Below are 16,633 nucleotides of genomic sequence, written 5' to 3' on the forward strand. Positions count from 1 at the left end.
TTTCTATCCGGACTCTCAGAAAAAAATATTGGCTCCCTGTCTTAAAAAGATTTACAGTCGCTTATTTGTAAATTCGAAGATCAAGCAAAGAAGGTTTAAGTATCGAACAGCAACATTCCGTAGGATCCCCGCCCAAAACGCCAGGCGTTGATAATGAATTGTTGAGCAAAGCATCCCGTGTTTAACATAGCCTATGCAAAGACGGAAAGATGGTTATTTGTCCATAATATTTTAAAATATACAGTTATATTTTCATTGGATTTTGACTAAAAAGTAGGTGAGGATTCCACTATTGGAGGTATATGTATGAGTCAGCAACAACGAACCAAGTTAATGAACAGGCAAACAAGAGCTTTTACCGAAGGAACAGTGGAAAATATCAATCAACAATGGATTTTTTTCGATGATGAAACAGATGAGGCCTGCTCCATCGAAGACCATGTTGATAGCATCATTGAAGTTTACAGGGGTGGGCGCTGGCAGCAAGGAGTTGTTGAAGAAGAGGGAAAAATCCTGCTTCACCGGGAAATCACCTTCTTAAGGGAAAATGAGCCCATTCGGATCCGCAAAAAGCTGCTCTACTCTTTTGAACGTTTATTGGAAGAATTGAACGACGATTCCTTTTTCCAATTTGTAACGACCTTGAATTCACTTGATTTTTCTATTTATGATTGTATATATAGCTATAATCAGCTCACTTTTTTAAGGGCTGTCCCTAACCAGTCCGGCGTGAATTTCTTCACTTTTGATAACGAGAGCCAAATATGTCTCGTTCAGCACCACTTTTCTTATGGGAAGAAGGATCACGATCGTTTTGAATTCACCCTGAACACCGGAAAAAGGATCGTCATTGAGAAAGTGAATTCACAATAACGGGTAAAAAAAAACGGGTAAATGAGATTTCCTCATTTACCCATTTTCAATTCTGTATTAAAAAAAGTCCATTCCTTGCGGCAGGGAAAGCCCTAAATAAAGGACGAATACAAGCGCAACGATGAACAATATCCACATGGCACTTGTGCTTTTACCTTTTTTCGTACGGACCAACACCATTTCCATCGCCGCAATCACGATGATGCCAACAATCATTTTTACTGCGTAAGCACCAAAATCCGTGATCAGCATTCCGCCAGTAAGGAAAATCAATAGATAGAATAAACGTGTTATCATATGTAGCATTTTCGCTTTCGGATTTCCACCTTTAAGCATCGAATATGTGACAAAGAAAAGAATGATTCCGATAACCCAAGCTGTAATATGCATATGTGTCATTTTTTTGCCCCCTCGTTCAGTTTCCTTTTAATCATATCATAGGCTTTTACAAAATAACAAAACTAAGGATTCATCTGAATAGGTAAAATCAACAATTTAATGAACATCATTTACATTTCTTCTAAACTGGTCCTCTTCGACGCATAACTGGCTTTTTACCATATGTAACAAAACGCCATACATATTCAACCGGTCCGTAATTAAACAGACCCATCCACAATAAGGAAAGCAGAATTTGCAGGCAAAAAAGAGCTATTAGGAAAACAACCCCTGTCGTGTAAGAGACAGATCCATATAAACCAAGGCCATATGAATAAAAAATGACCGTGCATACTATCGATTGGAACAAGTAGTTACTCATCGACATCCTTCCGATATACGAAAGGGGGTGGAACAGGCGGGAAGCTCCTGCCTGTTCCGCCAAAAGCGTTATTGCCGTGATATAAAAAATCGTAAGTAACGGTCCGCCAAAATAATCCTGTACGAATATCGTGCCAAAATGGTATACCGTCACATATGGCAATATCTTCATTGTCATGCCCAACAGCAAGCTTACAATCAATATCGCTTTGAATTGTCGTTTATATTGACTTGGATTTTGGAGAAAGCCTTGCTTTGCAACGCCTGCTCCAATTAAAAAAAACGGAAAAATCGATAAAAAAAGGATAATGGCATTAAAGAGGTTGTTCACCATATACCAATCTAGTGCTCTTTGACTCATTATTTCCGTAAATGTACCAGATTGATAAACTTCCAAAGACTGTTTCATCATCGCAGAATCAGTCGTTATCGCCATCCCTTCCCTATCAAATATGCCCATTATAAGAAATAGTGAACCCAATATAGCAAATGGCAGGACATAACAAACCGAGCCTAGCAGAATTAGATTCCTGCCCTTCATCTTATAAAAAAACAAAAATGCAAACCCAAATACAGCATAATTAATGAGGATGTCCCCATGCCAGATGAAAAAAGCATGAATGCACCCAAGCACCAGCAGGAAACTTAGCCTTTTCGTAAATAATAAAGGAAATGAAATACCCTTTTCTGCACTCCTTACAGCAAGTATGATGGCCCCGAAACCGAACAGGAATGCAAATAACGGATAAAAGCTGGCCTGTGCGACAATATCACTGAATCTGTACAATATCCTGTCCCATCCTTCGGACCATCGCTCAGCACCATCTATGTACAAAAGCGGAGAGTGGAAAGAAGGCATATTCACTAAAAAAATCCCTAAAATGGCTAATCCACGTAAAATATCGATGCTTACGATCCGTTTACTTTCCTGCAATGGTACCATCGTGCCCTTCATTGGTTCACCTCTTTCATCCATACAGATTTAACGTCTCTTCTATAACCTGATTTCATCATCTTTAACCACTATGGCAGCTTTTTGCTTTTTTATTAGTATGACAAACAAGCTACCCAATAAGCAAAAGATTCCCGCAAGGAAGAATGCCCATGTATAGGAGTTGAATATTTTGAAAATTAGCCCTCCACCGTACGCGGCCACCGCTGCACCCATCTGATGCGCCGCGAATATCCAACCGTATACAATCCCACTTTTCTCCATTCCAAAGACTTGTCTTGAAATGCTTATGGTTGGAGGGACAGTAGCTATCCAATCCAATCCGTAAAAAACGGAGAAGATGATCAATAGGGCGATTGAGCCTTCATTTAGTGCAAAAGGAAGTAATACGAGGGAAGCACCCCTAAGACCGTAATACCAAAACAACAACCAACGGTTATCAAAACGATCTGATAACCACCCGGATACAGTCGTACCAATCAAATCAAAGATCCCCATGAAAGATAGCAGTGAGGCTGCCGTAACAACCGGTAATCCAAAACTAATACAATAAGAAATGAAATGTGTGCCGATCAACCCGCTCGTTGAAAGTCCGCATATAAAAAAGCTTCCTGCCAATAACCAGAATTCCTTCACTTTCACTGCTTCAATCAACGACTGAAAAGCCATGGCAATGGGGTTCTTCTTTTGGACTGTAACAGCCTCCTGACTTTCCTCTTCTAATCCATATGGAAGAGTGCCAACTTCCTTCGGATTGTTTTTCATGAATAAAAGGATGATTGACAGCATGATCAAGCTAAGGACCAAAATTAATCCAATCGCCCATCTCCACGAGTGATTCTCAATGATGATGGCTAAAACCGGAAGTAAAATGAGCTGACCTGTGGCCGTACTTGCCGTCAGTATCCCGACCGCCAGCCCCCGCCTCTTCTCGAACCAACGATTTGCCACATATGGGCTCAATACCGTTAAAAACACTCCAGAACCCAATCCAATGATGATTCCCCAAATTAGAATGAGCTGCCACTCATGCTCCATGAAGAAAGTGAGGAAAATCCCTGCCAATAAAGTGGACATGGCCAATACCATCATTTTCTTCAATCCAAGCACTTCAATTAGGGCGGCCATGAATGGACCCGATAATCCATAAAGAAAAAGACTTATGGCGAAGGCTAAAGAAATGATGGACCGGTCCCACCCGAACTCATTTTCAAATGGTACGATGAATACTCCCGATGATGACCTAACGATTCCGGCTACAATGATCGAGAAGAATGTTATGATTAAAATGACCCAGCTATAATGAATACGTTTCAATTCTCTCCCCACAATCCAAAACTCTTAGAATCAACAAGATTTAAAAAGAATTATTATAATAATTTGAAATATTTTATAATAGTAACACTTTATCGTTAAACAGGAAGCTTTTTATCGAAACAAATTTGAGTGCTTCTCTTAAAAAGTCAAAATGAATGAGTTGATATCAAACAATGGCATGAGTTCCTGTGGCTGTATTTACGGAAAGGGACACCTGGTCAAATGGAGCTTCCTGACATAAGGTCCCTCTCTCAAGCTTCGTTCCCTATCTTCATAGCTTAATATGAAACCGAATCGACCGGGCAAACAGAAATAAACGCTGATCATTTCTGAACAGCGTTAACGAGCATCAATTGACGAATCTGCCTGTTTTCCCCTTAGAGTCCCAGTAATCATTACGGAGATGGATTTTTTGTATTTTACCAGATGCCGTTTTTGGAAGCTCACTGACGAACGACACGCTCGTGACTGATTTGAAATGAGCTAAATTTTCCCGTGTGAAGTTCTTTATATCATCTTCCGTTAAATCAGCACCCGTTTTTAGCACAATGAAAGCATGCGGCGTCTCCCCCCACTTTTCATGCGGAACGGCAATGACTGCCGCTTCAAGAATGTCCGGATGTTCATAGAGGATTCCTTCCACTTCTATGGAAGAAATATTTTCTCCGCCACTTATGATTATATCCTTTTTGCGGTCAACGATATCAACATTGCCATTTTCATCGATTGTTGCCATATCCCCTGTATGCAGCCATCCATTTCTAAGTGTCTGGCTGGTCGCTTCTTCATTTTTCCAATAACCTAACATCACTCCATGACTGCGGACGATGAGCTCCCCAATATCCACGCCATCATGGGCCACTTCCTCACCATTGTCATGGATAACCCTTACCTCACTTCCTATGATGGGATATCCGGCTTTCGCCTTCATTCTGTATTTTTCTTTTTCCGAAAGATCATCGAATTCAGAACGAATCAGCGATATCAGACTAACCGGAGTTGATTCGGTCATTCCGTATATTTGAATGAATTCCCAGCCTAACTCTTTTTCTACCCTTGTAACGAATGCAGGAGGCGGAGCGGAACCCGCAACAACGATTCGAATATCCTGCTTGATCTTCGGAACATTCCGTTCATAATATTGAAAAAGTGAATTCAGAACCGTCGGTGCCATATGCATTATGGAAACCTTATGCTTTTCAAGTGCATCAAATATCATTTCGGGGCTGGTTTTCCTCAAACAAACTTGAGTGGCACCATTAGCCGTATAATAAAATGGGGCACCCCAACCATTCACATGGAACATCGGCAGTACATGCAAATATGTATCGCGGTCATTGACCCTGAAATGATGCATCGCACCTAGGGCATGCAAATAGTTGTTGCGGTGAGTCAGCATCACCCCTTTGGGATTTCCTGTGGTCCCGCTTGTATAAAGGAGGCTCGAAACATCATTTTCATCCACCGACTCCCGATTAAAGATTCTGGTATCAAAAAGGTCCAGCCAATGGTTGTAATCGGTTTCATTTATCTCTTCCTTTTTATAATGTACAATTATGTGTTCCACCGATTCAAGTTCATCCTTGATAGGAGCAATTAAATGATACAATTCCTGATCTACAAAAAGGACCTTGGACTCACTATGGTTCAAAATGAATACATAATCGGCAGGCTTCAAGCGGATATTCAATGGAACGATTACGGCCCCAAGTTGAAATACCCCATAAAAGCCTTCAAGCATTTCAATTGAGTTTGGTGCCAAATATGCCACCTTATCACCCTTTTTGACTCCAAGATCCCTTAAACCATTTGAAAGCTGGTTTACACGGCCGTTCAACTCTGAGTAGGTTAAAACCTTGTCATCACCAATGATGGCTTTCTTATCGCCATATAGTAAGGCTGCTCGATCTAAGAAATGCGATAAAACTAATGGTACGTTCATTTCCTCACCCCTCATTTTATTTGAAAATTCTGAATTAGTAATTATTTTACCATATCTGTTTCCAATTATTCAATAATTTCCACTACTGTTATATAACAATATATTGATAGGCAGATGAATCACATCAATCATGAGTCAACATACAATACATTGAAACTCCCTTCGGTGATAGGCTCATTGCCTAATATTCAAGGGAAAATCAGAATAAAAAAAGGGTGATTTTCTTGCCGGCCATCGTAGGAGTCGTTCAAGTCATCAACGTCGGTAGCAGTGGAATTGTCCATATTGGTGACGTCTTTAAAATTAGTCCATATTCAACTTCAAAGACTTTTGCAGGTGCTGGCTCGTTTAATACAGGTGAATCCATATCCCTTTATAATGCCTATAGCACCACAAATACAAATGATACAGATGGTGTTGATCAGCCACTGGTCTTAAATCTCTAATGTTTTTAAGAAAGGAGTCCGCATGATCTTCAATATTCACCAGACCATACAAATCAATATGATAAAAATTGAAAGCATCGCCAATTCATCCGTTTTTCAAATAGGAAGTGCCGGGGTGATTAAACCATATTCCACATTGGCCAATACCGGTGGATTCACTGAGCCTGCTCCTGAAATCGAAGCTGATGTAGTACCATTAACCAGTTTCGTCCCGTTTACACCTTCCTAGTTCATAGGCATTCACCTACCTCCAACTTTTTCATATACTGTCATATATGAATTTATCTTTTTATGAAGGTGAGGTGTTGAATCGTGAATCAGGATCTTTATTCGTATTCCATACAAATGCAGCGTTTCCTTGAAGCCCAGGATAAGCGGATCATGAAACTTGAACACGAACTCAAACGCCTGACAGATGAACTTGCCGAGCTGAAAAATAAACCGCCAATCCATGTAGATAAAATTGAATATAAATTCGATCAGTTAAAAGTCGAATCTTTAGATGGAACGTTGAATATCGGTTTAAATCCCAATGACCTTAACAACATTGATGAATTTGCCGTCAACAACCAACCCGTTCAACCAGCACCAAACCTATTTCCAGGCAGGGAAATCGTCGTCCAGGAAATTCACAACGATATCCTTTCAGACTTGGAAAATATGATCCACGATGCGGAAACCCAGCTGAAAATATCATTGGAACCCTCTTATCATGACTTCATTAAACAGGACGTCGAACGCCAGCTTCATCAACGAATCAATATGTATTTCGATAATCTTTCTTACGCGGAACGTGCACCGCAGCAAAGGGATAATATCAAGGAAAAGATCAGGGAAAAGGTAAAATCCGATATTCAAACTGCATTATTACAATTCATTACCCATTCACAAGCCGAGACAGGAGGAAATCCAAATGGAGTTTAATGTAACCAATCACCAGCTTTGTGTAGGTGATATTAAAATTACCGGTGTAGCAAGCTCTGCTTTATTTCTCATAGGGGATGTACAAACGGTCCAACTATCTTCCGCATTCGATACCCCGCCGGAATCCCTTATCATCGGGCCATTCGTGCCGCTTTCTCCAGCAGGATAAATAACATGTTTTCAAGAATATCAAAAGTAAAATCAATATTATCCGACACGGTATCATTCAGCTCCACCCTGCAAATCGGGGATACTTCATATATTGACGGAAATTCCCTGGCTTTAGCGATTCAAAAGAAAAGTGAAACTTTCAATTCATTCGATATTCATTTCGAAGACTATGACATTTTTAAGAAACCTTTTTATATCCCGAGATTGACTGAACCCGTCATATCAAGGTTTTCAAATCCGAATCCCTTCATACGGGTCGGCAATATCAATATAATCGGGATATCAGCCTCATCTGTAGTTGGTGTCGGAAACGTAGGCCATGCACGTATGGAATCCAGAGTGAAACATATTCGGGAGGTTCCTAAAGAAATCGAAGAGACACCAATCGGGGATTCTACAAACAACAGTTAAACTTTTATAGGAGGGGTTCATATGCCCGCTATTATCGGCCCAGTTCAAATATTTAATGTCGCGCAAGGAAACCTGTTATTCGGTGATTGCGCCGTCATTTCCCCTAAGTCTTCATCCAAAACCGTTACCGGATCCGGTTCAGGGAACACAGCTGCAATCGTCTTCACGGCCAATGGTCTGAACGGTAGCAATGTCCTTGATGTCAATGGGGTCGACCAGCCCATTACAGGGAATAATTAGTCAAAGAAAAAGCCTCCCATTTCCAGGGAGGCTTTTAAATTCGACCTATTTTTCTATCATGTTAAATACTTGCTCGACATCCTTGTCACCCCTGCCTGATAAATTAACGATCAGTATATCATCTCTTGTTAACTCTTTTGCCAGCTTCATGGCGTAAGCTAAAGCATGTGAGCTTTCGAGAGCTGGAATGATCCCCTCTGTTTTGGATAATACCTGGAAGGCCTCAAGAGCTTCTTCCCCTTTTACCGTCACATACTCCGCCCGCCCGCTATCTTTCAAAAAACTATGCTCGGGTCCCACACTTGGGTAATCCAAGCCGGCTGCTATGGAAAATGTCGGTTTTGGCTGCCCATGTTCATCCACTAACGTCAAACTTTTAAATCCGTGCAATACTGCCGGGACACCTTGCGAAATACTTGGGGCTTCAATTGGTTCTACACCAATTAAACGGACATTTCCTTCTTCGATATAATGTGCAAAAGCACCAATCGCATTACTTCCCCCTCCTGCACAAGCAATGATGGCAGTTGGGAGCTTTCCTTCCTTTTCAAGAATCTGGCGTTTTGATTCTTCACTTATGATCGCTTGAAAATGCTTAACGATCGTTGGATAGGGGTGTGGTCCCACTGCTGAACCAAGCAAGTAAAAAGTATTTTCATAGTGTTGCACCAAATCATTCAATGCCTCATCAACTGCATCCTTTAATCGACCCTGTCCCTTTTCGACCGCTACAACTTTTGCCCCCAACAATTCCATCCGAAAGACATTCAATGCCTGCCTCTCCGTATCCAGCTTACCCATATAGATTACACACTCCAAGCCAAACATCGCACATGCCGTCGCAGTCGCTACACCATGCTGTCCAGCGCCAGTTTCTGCGATGATGCGGTTAGCACCCATCCGTTTAGCGAGCAAGATTTGTCCGATCGCATTATTAATTTTGTGAGCACCTGTATGATTCAGATCTTCACGCTTCAAATATATTTTTGCCCCGCCAATCTTTTTCGTTAAATTCTGTGCATGGGTTAACGGATTTTCGCGTCCGACATATTCTTTCAGATAGTATTGAAACTCCTCAATGAATTCCGGGTCATCCTTATATTTCAAGAATTCCGTTTCTAAAATATCCATTACTTCCTGAAGTTCTCCCGGTACAAAGCTTCCACCGAACTCACCAAAATATCCCTTGCTCTTGATCTCACTCGTCATACTCCACTCTACTCCTTTAAAAAAGGTATTTTTTCTCCCCTAGTATATAGTAAGCTTTTGTATACTTTCAAACTATTCTGTTTATTCAATCAAAAAAAGGAGCGCCCCTCATCAATGGGACACTCCTTCTCTGTTATACTTCCAATAAATGCGATCCGTCAAAGAAAAACAAGTAACGGCTAGTCACTTTCTTATTCATTATCCCTTCAACAGCCCTCGTATAAAACTGTAGCTGCATACGGTATCGATCGGCAAGAATCTCTTTAGCCCCTTCATACCCGCTAGTAAAACGGCCGGTAATCGTATCCGTTTTATAATCCAGAAGCACAAGACCTTGTTCATCTTCAAAGATACAATCAATCACACCTTGGATAAGGATCTCTTCATCTCCAGCTGCCCAATCGCTGTAAGCTTCCTTTGCAGGCAACGACATCGTAAATGGCACTTCACGGCGAATGCTCTCGGCCCTCTGCATTCTTTGGCCGATTTCAGTGTCAAAGAAATCGACGATCGTCTTAGGATCCACAGCTGCTTTCTGTTCCTCTGTCAGCAACTCACGCTGAATCAAGTCAACCATCAGTTCCTGAATCGTTTGAATGGTAATCTCTTTAGATAGATCAATATGCTGCATGACTAAATGTGTAATCGTACCCCTTTCAGCAGGAGTAAGTGACTTTTCTTGCATGAAAGTCGGCCGCTTCGTGATGGGTCGCTTAAATTTACGCAACAACTCTGTGGAGCTTTGCTCGTCCTTGAGTTCATATTGACGTTTTAGTTCAGAAACGGATTGCTTGGAACGATACACCGTCGCCTCATGCTCGGGGTACTCCCATTCGAGCTGTTCTTTGATATGCTCATAAAACTCGGAAACGATACCGACCTTCTCCGATTTCTGGACATGATCAAGTATTTGTTCCTGAACTAGTGCCTCTTCCTCATCCAGAACAGCAAGCTCTTCACTTGGAATGACGGAAATGGACCAATTCGATGGATGCGACTCCATTTCCAAGCCTTGGCCAGCAGCACCAAGAGAATCCCGATGTCGGACAAGGGATGGACCAATCCAATCAAGATAGCTTTTTGCACCTGCCCGTACATAGTCCTTTAAAAGCCAATCTCCATGTGCCGCATTACTTGCCCAGTTCTGCTGCGTTTTTTCTGCATCATTGATACTGGCAATTAAATATAGCTTTTCCTTAGCTCTTGTAAGCGCCACGTAGAGGACACGCATCTCCTCGGCAATCAATTCAAGCTGCTTTTTTTTCTTAAAAGCCAATTGAGGGAGGGATGGATATGTAATCCGTAATTCGGAATTCACATACTTTGCCGCAAAGCCATAATCCTTATCCAGTAAATACGGCTTGCGTAAATCCATCATATTGAATTGCTTGGAAAGACCGGCAATAAACACGATCGGGAACTCAAGACCCTTTGACGAGTGAATCGTCATCAGGCGGACTACATCCTCCTGTTCCCCTAAAGCCCGAGCGGCCCCTAAATCATCTCCACGTTCTTGCATCCTTTCTATGAAACGCAAGAAACGGAACAGACCGCGGAACGAACTTGCTTCATATTGCCTTGCCCTGTCATACAACGCTCTTAAATTGGCCTGACGCTGTTTGCCACCCGGCATCCCTCCTGCAAAATCATAGAACTGCGTTTCGCGATATAGAAGCCAGATCAAATCTGATAATGCCTCCTGCCTGGCAAGCTTCCTCCACTTCACTAGTTTTTTATAAAAAGCTGAGGCTTTTTCATAAAGTCCCGGATGTTCTTCGGGGTCACTCTTTCTATAAAAATCAGCTAGTGCTTCATAGTAGCTCCCTGTATGGAATAAACGCACCTGTGACATTTCTTCTTCATCCAACCCGACGATAGGTGAACGAAGAACGGAAGCCAATGGGATATCCTGTTGCGGATTATCAATCACCTTCAATAAAGAAATCATGATGGCCACTTCGGTCGCTTCAAAATACCCTGTCGACAAATTGGCATAGACTGGAATCCCCTGCTTTTTAAATTCCTCCATGATTTGCGGTGCCCATGGCATCGAACGGAGAAGGATGACCATGTCCCGATAAGTGGCAGATCGATACTGTTTGGTTTTCGTATCATATATCCGATGCTTTTCGCTTATAGCCTTCTTAATGAGCTTGGCCATTTGTCTTGCTTCGAGCTGTGCTTTTTCAAGTTCCTCGGCCTCAAACCCGCCATCCGCCCCTTCTTCCGATTGAGCTTCTGGATCGGCTGTTCCATCAATTAAAAGGAGCTCGATTGGGTTTGGATCGTCTTCGGGATATGGGGCACCTTTTTTCAATTGGGCATCTTCATCATAATCAATCTCACCGACTGTAATGCCCATCAATTGTTGAAACAAGAAGTTCGTACCATCGAGAACTTCCTTTCGGCTCCGGAAATTACGGTTTAAATCAATTTTCAGTCCGGATTCAACACCATCATGGGTGAAACGTGTGTACTTTCCAAGGAAAAGATTCGGTTCCGCAAGCCTGAACCGGTAAATGGACTGCTTGACATCGCCTACCATAAAAAGATTCCCATTATATTCGCCGTCAGCTGTCACCAGTTTTAAAATGGATTCCTGAACAAGGTTCGTATCCTGATACTCATCTACGAGTACTTCTTTGAACTGGTTCCTGTATTCGACCGCAGCCGCTGAAGGTTTTCGTTCACCATCCACAGTTTCCCCTGTCAAAATCCGAAGACAATAATGTTCCAAATCAGCGAAATCCACCAAATTCTTTTCTGCTTTTGCAGCGAAGAATCTTTCGTCAAACCGTTTAACAAGCGTTACAAGTGTATCGACATAACCCTTGAGTTCCCTTATATCACGCAGGTAGCTTTCCGGTTGACGGGAAAATAACTCTTCCTGTAACGATTTGATGATTTTTTTCGCCTTATCACGATACTTGGTAGCCTCATCCGCTACTTCTTTGATAAAATCGGCACCAGTAAGGCGTTTTGCCGTTCCAAATTTCACGTTTTGGATTTCTTCATAAAGTGCATTCCAGGATTGTTCTTTCACTTCGGAAAGTTTAGCAACCAGGGCAAGGTCGGCTAAATAGTTCTCAGCCCTTGGTGCAGGCCCCCCAGGGACTTTTGTTAACGCAAGCGACCGTTCCAATAGATCCCTGGCAGTGTCCAATTGTAAACCAATATCGAATTTCAATGAATCGATAAACGAAAGATCATCAATCCCATCATCATCAGCCAACTCATACATGCTGGCTGCATCATGGAGCCATCGGTCCGGATCAGGATTCGATTGCGAAAAATCATACAGTGATCGAACTATATTCTGAAGTGCATCATCGTTTCGATCGCTTGTGAAAGCATCAACCAAATTAAAGAACTCATCATTATCACTTTGTCCATACTGCTCCTCGAAAAGTTCTTCCATCACTTCATCACGGAGTAACTGGACCTCTGTAGAATCTGCAATCCGGAAGCCCGGATCGATTTCCGTCAGATAATAATACTTCCTGATCACCTCTAAACAAAAGGAATGAAGTGTGGAAATTGAAGCGCGATTTATCAAGCTCAACTGCTTGCGCAAATGCTGTGAATGCGGATTATCATTGATCGCTCTTTCTAATGCCTCACCTACCCTATGGCGCATCTCGGCAGCCGAAGCATTGGTGAAAGTAACGACAAGAAGTTCATCAACATCGATTGGATCTACTTCCGAAATGACTTTTTGAATGATCCGATTGACCAGTACCGCCGTTTTCCCTGAACCTGCAGCGGCCGCAACCAGAATATCCTGATCTTTAGCCCATATCGCCTTCCATTGATCTTCCGTCCAGGTCACGTCTCCTGGTAGAGCAGGAATTTTCGTTTTACTCATCGCTCTCCTCCTCCCCCCTTAATAGCTCAAGAACATCATTTTGTTTCTTCTGTGCTAAATTCCTAAATTGATTCTCCTCCAGTGACTGGTCGAATTGGCATACGGATTTAAAGGAACAGAATGTACACGGGGTTTTTTCCTTTAATTTATATGGCGTTATATCCACATCACCATCGACCATTCGATCGCCAGCCTCCTGGTAAACGCGGCGCACATGGTGATTCAGAAGCGAAAACTCTTCCCTGCTGGCAACTTTGGAAGCCGCCAGGAGTGATCCATCCTTTTTAAATCCAGCTGGAATGATATCCGACTTACCCGAATTTTCAATATCAAGCGAATTATCCATCATTTGAATGACATTTGAATGATCTAGTACAAGTCCATTCATTTTAAAACTTTTATAAATTTCTTCTTCAATTTTATCCAAACTGAGCATTCCCTTTGATTTGACAACTGGATTATGCACATGAAAATACAAAACGCCGGCTGGAATGGCTTCCTTGCCTATAAGCGATTTGGAATGGGTGACGACGATATCAAGGTATGTCAACATTTGCAGCGCGAGTCCATAATATACTTCACTCATGTTCAGTTCCTTTTCACTCGACTTATAATCGAGCACACGCAAATAGACACCCTCACCTTCTTCCGCTTTATCCACACGGTCGATTCTCCCGATCAATTCCATCTTCGTACCGTTTTTCAATGTGAATGAAAGTGGCGGCAGCTCTCCATTTTTCCCGAATCCGAGTTCTAATCCAATTGGAGCAAAACCGCTCACCTTTGCATGTTCACTTAATACGATTGAGGCCCGTCCAATCACGTGTTCCAGTTTCCTGCGTAAATAGTGATGGCGGTTCGTACTTAACAAAATCTGATTTTGAAGTTTGGGAGCAAGTCTCTCCACAGCAATTCTAGCTAACTCCAAGCATTGTTCCTTTGTCAATGTAGACCAAGGAATATCATGTTCCTTTAAGTAATCGGAAATCATTTTCAACGCTCCATGGAACATCTCGCCAATATCCGGTGCATCCAAACGGAAAATTTGCCTTTCCCTCAATTTCAAGCCATGGGCGGCATAATGGGAAAACGGGCAGCTATTGAACATTTCCATCCGGGATACACTTGTAAGAATGCTCTCACCATATAATTGCTTACTAGTTTCCTCAGATAATTTCTTCGTTCTATTTTGATAAAAAAGGCTCGATAAAACCTTTGTTGCCGACGGACCGACCATTTCATCCTCCATAATGGCATTATATACATCCCACCAAAGTGAATGGATTGGATAGTTCCTTTTTTTCAGCTGCAATTGGGCAGCCAGATACGATAGTGCCACATCATAATTCGCCGCATATTTCACCTGTTCCTCGGCAGAAAGATCGGATGGATCGTTCATATAATATACATCTGAAACGTTAGGCAATACGTCCCTTACCCGTTTCAAATAGGATGAGGGTAAAAGTGCCTTTCCTTCCTCGTCGGCAAGCGGATATGATAGATAAAGGGCCTCAGCAGGTGTAGTAAAAGCTTTATACGCTGTAAACTCCTCATCAAGGAGGCGCACTTTTGAACTTGGAGCAACATCAAGCCCACCAGCCAGCAGCACCTCACGATCACTATCTGAAAATATCCCGTCAGATAAAGCTTTTCCTGGCAAAACCCCTTCATTCAAGCCGATAACAAAAGCTGTCTTCACATCATCGAGGCGGGATAAATCCAGATTAGCGACTAGGACTTGGTCAATTGCAGGCGGTACCAAAGAAAATTCAAGAGATTCCAGGCCAGCTTCAATGATTGACGCAAACTGTTTCATGGACAGCTCTTCCCCGCTCAGCAGTTCAACGAATTGGTCCAATAGGTCGACAACCGCGTTCCACGTTTGCTCATGCTCTCTAGCCGATACCAAATCACCTGATTCTTCTGCCTCTAGTTTCAGCTTTTCCAATTTTTCCGGTACATGCAATTCTTCAAGATATAGATAAAGGGCTTCACACAATTCCCTGCCATTAGCAGCCTTCTTAACCCGTTTTGAGAGCTTCAAGATGGGCTCGGTAAATAATTGCTTCATCTCATTCAACTCTTGCTCAAGCTTCATTTCCTTATCCGTTTGGTTCCGGTCCTCTAGTTCAAGTCCGCGGAAGCGCCGGTAGGTCCAACGATCTTTGGACGTCCACCTGCTTCCTTTAATTCCACGGGCGAGCACATAGTTTTCCAGCTTATCTACCTGTTCGCGCATCCTATCGTGATTTTTTTGCAGAGGAAATAGAAGCTCCGTCTTGATTGCACGAAATACCGGCTCATAACGCCAATAGCCATTGATGATCTCCAAGGTGGAACGAATCAGTTCAATCAGGGGATGATTCAGCATGGTCCGTTTGGAATCGACGAACAATGGAATTTGATAATCCCTAAACACGGTTTGTAAAATATCTGCGTATGCTTCTCCATTACGGACTAAAATCGCAATATCACGGAAACGGTGCTGTTTTTGTCTGACCAGCGACAAGATGTCCCGGGCAACTCCTTCAATCTCAGCCCTGCGGTTAACTGCCTGGGCAATCGTTACATCAGGTGAATGCTCAAACGTCCGTGCAGGACGAATGGCAAAATAAGTTTCCAGATGATTCAGCCCCGGACTCTTTCCGAACCTCTCAGTCCCTTTTAAGATTCGATCTTCTGTAATTGGTATACCGTTCCTCAATCCAGCCTGATAAAGGTGATGATACAGATTCCCCGTTTGCCTGAACAATTGCAAATCATCAGGAGCATATTGCCTGTAGGGCTGATCTAACGTCAGCGAGATCGTTACACTCCTGCACAGCTTCATCATTTCTTCCACAATCAATAATTCCTGTGGCGTCAAGCTATAAAAACCATCGATATATATATCCGCTTTCCTTATATATGAAGACTCTGACATTTTCTCGATAAGCAAAGTGAAATAGTCTTCGGAATCTAAATATTTATCAACCATTTCATCCTCAAAAGCCTGATAGACCAATTCAAGATCATGCAGTTTATCCTGAATGCCGCTGCCGGACGGTGATGTTTCGGCCAAATAATTTTGAATGTCATCAGGTTGGATGCAATACTGCTTGAACTCAGCCAGCATTAGTTCCATCTGTGCAATGAACCCCTGCTTATCAGCAGAGCGGCGAAACATCTTTAAATCTTCCTTTTTATCATCCATGATCTTCCGTATCAACATATTAACGCCAACGCTGTCCAAATGTAGCCGGCTCATTCCCCCAGTTTCCTGAAGAACGCGCCAAGCCAGCCTGCTAAAACTGAAAACCTGTGTCCGGATCATTCCGGCAAGGCCTGGTGTTTTAATTAATTTATATTCAGATAGAAACGTCATCTGATCAGGAACGAGGTAGATAATTGGATTGCCTTCGGGATCTTCTGCCAATTTGGAGCGAATTTCGTCCAATATATGCGAAGTTTTCCCTGCACCCGATCTTCCCAGTAAAAAACGGAGTGACATCTCTTTTCCCCCTTATACAACATAATATCTAGAT

At 42.3% G+C, this 16,633-nt stretch carries 14 protein-coding genes; 7 read left to right on the forward strand and 7 right to left on the reverse strand.

Annotation, left to right across the window (positions count from 1 at the left end):
* Positions 1–306 precede the first annotated feature (306 nt).
* Positions 307–873 (forward strand): DUF2777 domain-containing protein, encoded by a 567-nt coding sequence (locus tag QUF94_RS20790; RefSeq protein ID WP_063232220.1) that lies wholly within the window; start codon positions 307–309, stop codon positions 871–873.
* 57 nt (positions 874–930) lie between these two features.
* On the opposite strand, the gene QUF94_RS20795 is transcribed toward QUF94_RS20790, so the two are convergent.
* From QUF94_RS20795 to QUF94_RS20810, 4 genes are all read right to left on the reverse strand, one after another.
* Complete coding sequence (locus QUF94_RS20795) at positions 931–1,272, reverse strand: YisL family protein (protein WP_076367205.1); 342 nt, start codon at positions 1,270–1,272, stop codon at positions 931–933.
* Positions 1,273–1,393: 121 nt separating this feature from the next.
* Entirely contained in the window at positions 1,394–2,587 is a 1,194-nt protein-coding gene (locus QUF94_RS20800; RefSeq protein WP_289317499.1) for a DUF418 domain-containing protein, read from the reverse strand.
* A gap of 39 nt (positions 2,588–2,626) precedes the next feature.
* A complete protein-coding gene (locus tag QUF94_RS20805) occupies positions 2,627–3,901 on the reverse strand; it encodes an MFS transporter (RefSeq protein WP_289317500.1) in 1,275 nt (424 codons plus the stop codon).
* A 349-nt stretch (positions 3,902–4,250) separates the two neighbouring features.
* Positions 4,251–5,843 (reverse strand): long-chain-fatty-acid--CoA ligase, encoded by a 1,593-nt coding sequence (locus QUF94_RS20810; RefSeq protein ID WP_289317501.1) that lies wholly within the window; start codon positions 5,841–5,843, stop codon positions 4,251–4,253.
* A 224-nt stretch (positions 5,844–6,067) separates the two neighbouring features.
* On the opposite strand from QUF94_RS20810, the gene QUF94_RS20815 reads away from it, so the two are divergent.
* From QUF94_RS20815 to QUF94_RS20840, 6 genes are all read left to right on the forward strand, one after another.
* Positions 6,068–6,289: a spore germination protein gene (locus QUF94_RS20815; protein WP_063577089.1), complete on the forward strand. Its 222-nt coding sequence runs from the start codon at positions 6,068–6,070 to the stop codon at positions 6,287–6,289.
* Positions 6,290–6,311: 22 nt separating this feature from the next.
* Positions 6,312–6,518, forward strand: a complete 207-nt coding sequence (locus tag QUF94_RS20820) for a spore germination protein GerPB (RefSeq protein ID WP_137017139.1) — start codon at positions 6,312–6,314, stop codon at positions 6,516–6,518.
* 83 nt (positions 6,519–6,601) lie between these two features.
* Entirely contained in the window at positions 6,602–7,213 is a 612-nt protein-coding gene (gene gerPC / locus QUF94_RS20825; RefSeq protein WP_289317502.1) for a spore germination protein GerPC, read from the forward strand.
* Positions 7,203–7,382, forward strand: a complete 180-nt coding sequence (locus QUF94_RS20830) for a spore gernimation protein GerPD (protein WP_289317503.1) — start codon at positions 7,203–7,205, stop codon at positions 7,380–7,382. The genes gerPC and QUF94_RS20830 overlap by 11 nt, the downstream gene beginning before the upstream one ends.
* Positions 7,383–7,387: 5 nt before the next feature.
* Positions 7,388–7,795, forward strand: a complete 408-nt coding sequence (locus tag QUF94_RS20835; protein ID WP_289317504.1) for a spore germination protein GerPE — start codon at positions 7,388–7,390, stop codon at positions 7,793–7,795.
* A gap of 21 nt (positions 7,796–7,816) precedes the next feature.
* Complete coding sequence (locus QUF94_RS20840; protein ID WP_289317505.1) at positions 7,817–8,035, forward strand: spore germination protein; 219 nt, start codon at positions 7,817–7,819, stop codon at positions 8,033–8,035.
* Between the two features lie 45 nt (positions 8,036–8,080).
* Here QUF94_RS20840 and trpB read toward each other — a convergent pair whose 3' ends face one another.
* The 3 genes from trpB to addB all read right to left on the reverse strand — a co-directional run bounded on the left by trpB (position 8,081) and on the right by addB (position 16,599).
* Positions 8,081–9,244 carry a tryptophan synthase subunit beta gene (gene trpB / locus QUF94_RS20845; protein ID WP_289317506.1) on the reverse strand — a complete coding sequence of 388 codons (1,164 nt, stop codon included), beginning with the start codon at positions 9,242–9,244 and terminating at the stop codon, positions 8,081–8,083.
* A 133-nt stretch (positions 9,245–9,377) separates the two neighbouring features.
* Positions 9,378–13,109 carry a helicase-exonuclease AddAB subunit AddA gene (gene addA / locus QUF94_RS20850; RefSeq protein WP_289317507.1) on the reverse strand — a complete coding sequence of 1,244 codons (3,732 nt, stop codon included), beginning with the start codon at positions 13,107–13,109 and terminating at the stop codon, positions 9,378–9,380.
* The gene (gene addB / locus QUF94_RS20855) at positions 13,102–16,599 is read right to left on the reverse strand and encodes a helicase-exonuclease AddAB subunit AddB (RefSeq protein ID WP_289317508.1); all 3,498 of its coding nucleotides are present in this window, start codon (positions 16,597–16,599) and stop codon (positions 13,102–13,104) included. The genes addA and addB overlap by 8 nt, the downstream gene beginning before the upstream one ends.
* Positions 16,600–16,633: the final 34 nt, after the last annotated feature.

The sequence above is a fragment of the Peribacillus sp. NJ4 genome (assembly GCF_030348345.1).
Classification (GTDB): Bacteria; Bacillota; Bacilli; order Bacillales; family DSM-1321; genus Peribacillus.

What these genes read in the sequence shown, in the direction of transcription:
- QUF94_RS20790 (WP_063232220.1), top strand. Translation starts at nt 307, where the DNA reads ATGAGTCAGCAACAACGAACCAAGTTAATGAACAGGCAAACAAGAGCT.
- QUF94_RS20795 (WP_076367205.1), bottom strand. Translation starts at nt 1,272, where the DNA reads ATGACACATATGCATATTACAGCTTGGGTTATCGGAATCATTCTTTTC.
- QUF94_RS20800 (WP_289317499.1), bottom strand. Translation starts at nt 2,587, where the DNA reads ATGAAGGGCACGATGGTACCATTGCAGGAAAGTAAACGGATCGTAAGC.
- QUF94_RS20810 (WP_289317501.1), bottom strand. Translation starts at nt 5,843, where the DNA reads ATGAACGTACCATTAGTTTTATCGCATTTCTTAGATCGAGCAGCCTTA.
- QUF94_RS20820 (WP_137017139.1), top strand. Translation starts at nt 6,312, where the DNA reads ATGATCTTCAATATTCACCAGACCATACAAATCAATATGATAAAAATT.
- QUF94_RS20830 (WP_289317503.1), top strand. Translation starts at nt 7,203, where the DNA reads ATGGAGTTTAATGTAACCAATCACCAGCTTTGTGTAGGTGATATTAAA.
- QUF94_RS20835 (WP_289317504.1), top strand. Translation starts at nt 7,388, where the DNA reads ATGTTTTCAAGAATATCAAAAGTAAAATCAATATTATCCGACACGGTA.
- QUF94_RS20840 (WP_289317505.1), top strand. Translation starts at nt 7,817, where the DNA reads ATGCCCGCTATTATCGGCCCAGTTCAAATATTTAATGTCGCGCAAGGA.
- trpB (WP_289317506.1), bottom strand. Translation starts at nt 9,244, where the DNA reads ATGACGAGTGAGATCAAGAGCAAGGGATATTTTGGTGAGTTCGGTGGA.
- addA (WP_289317507.1), bottom strand. Translation starts at nt 13,109, where the DNA reads ATGAGTAAAACGAAAATTCCTGCTCTACCAGGAGACGTGACCTGGACG.
- addB (WP_289317508.1), bottom strand. Translation starts at nt 16,599, where the DNA reads ATGTCACTCCGTTTTTTACTGGGAAGATCGGGTGCAGGGAAAACTTCG.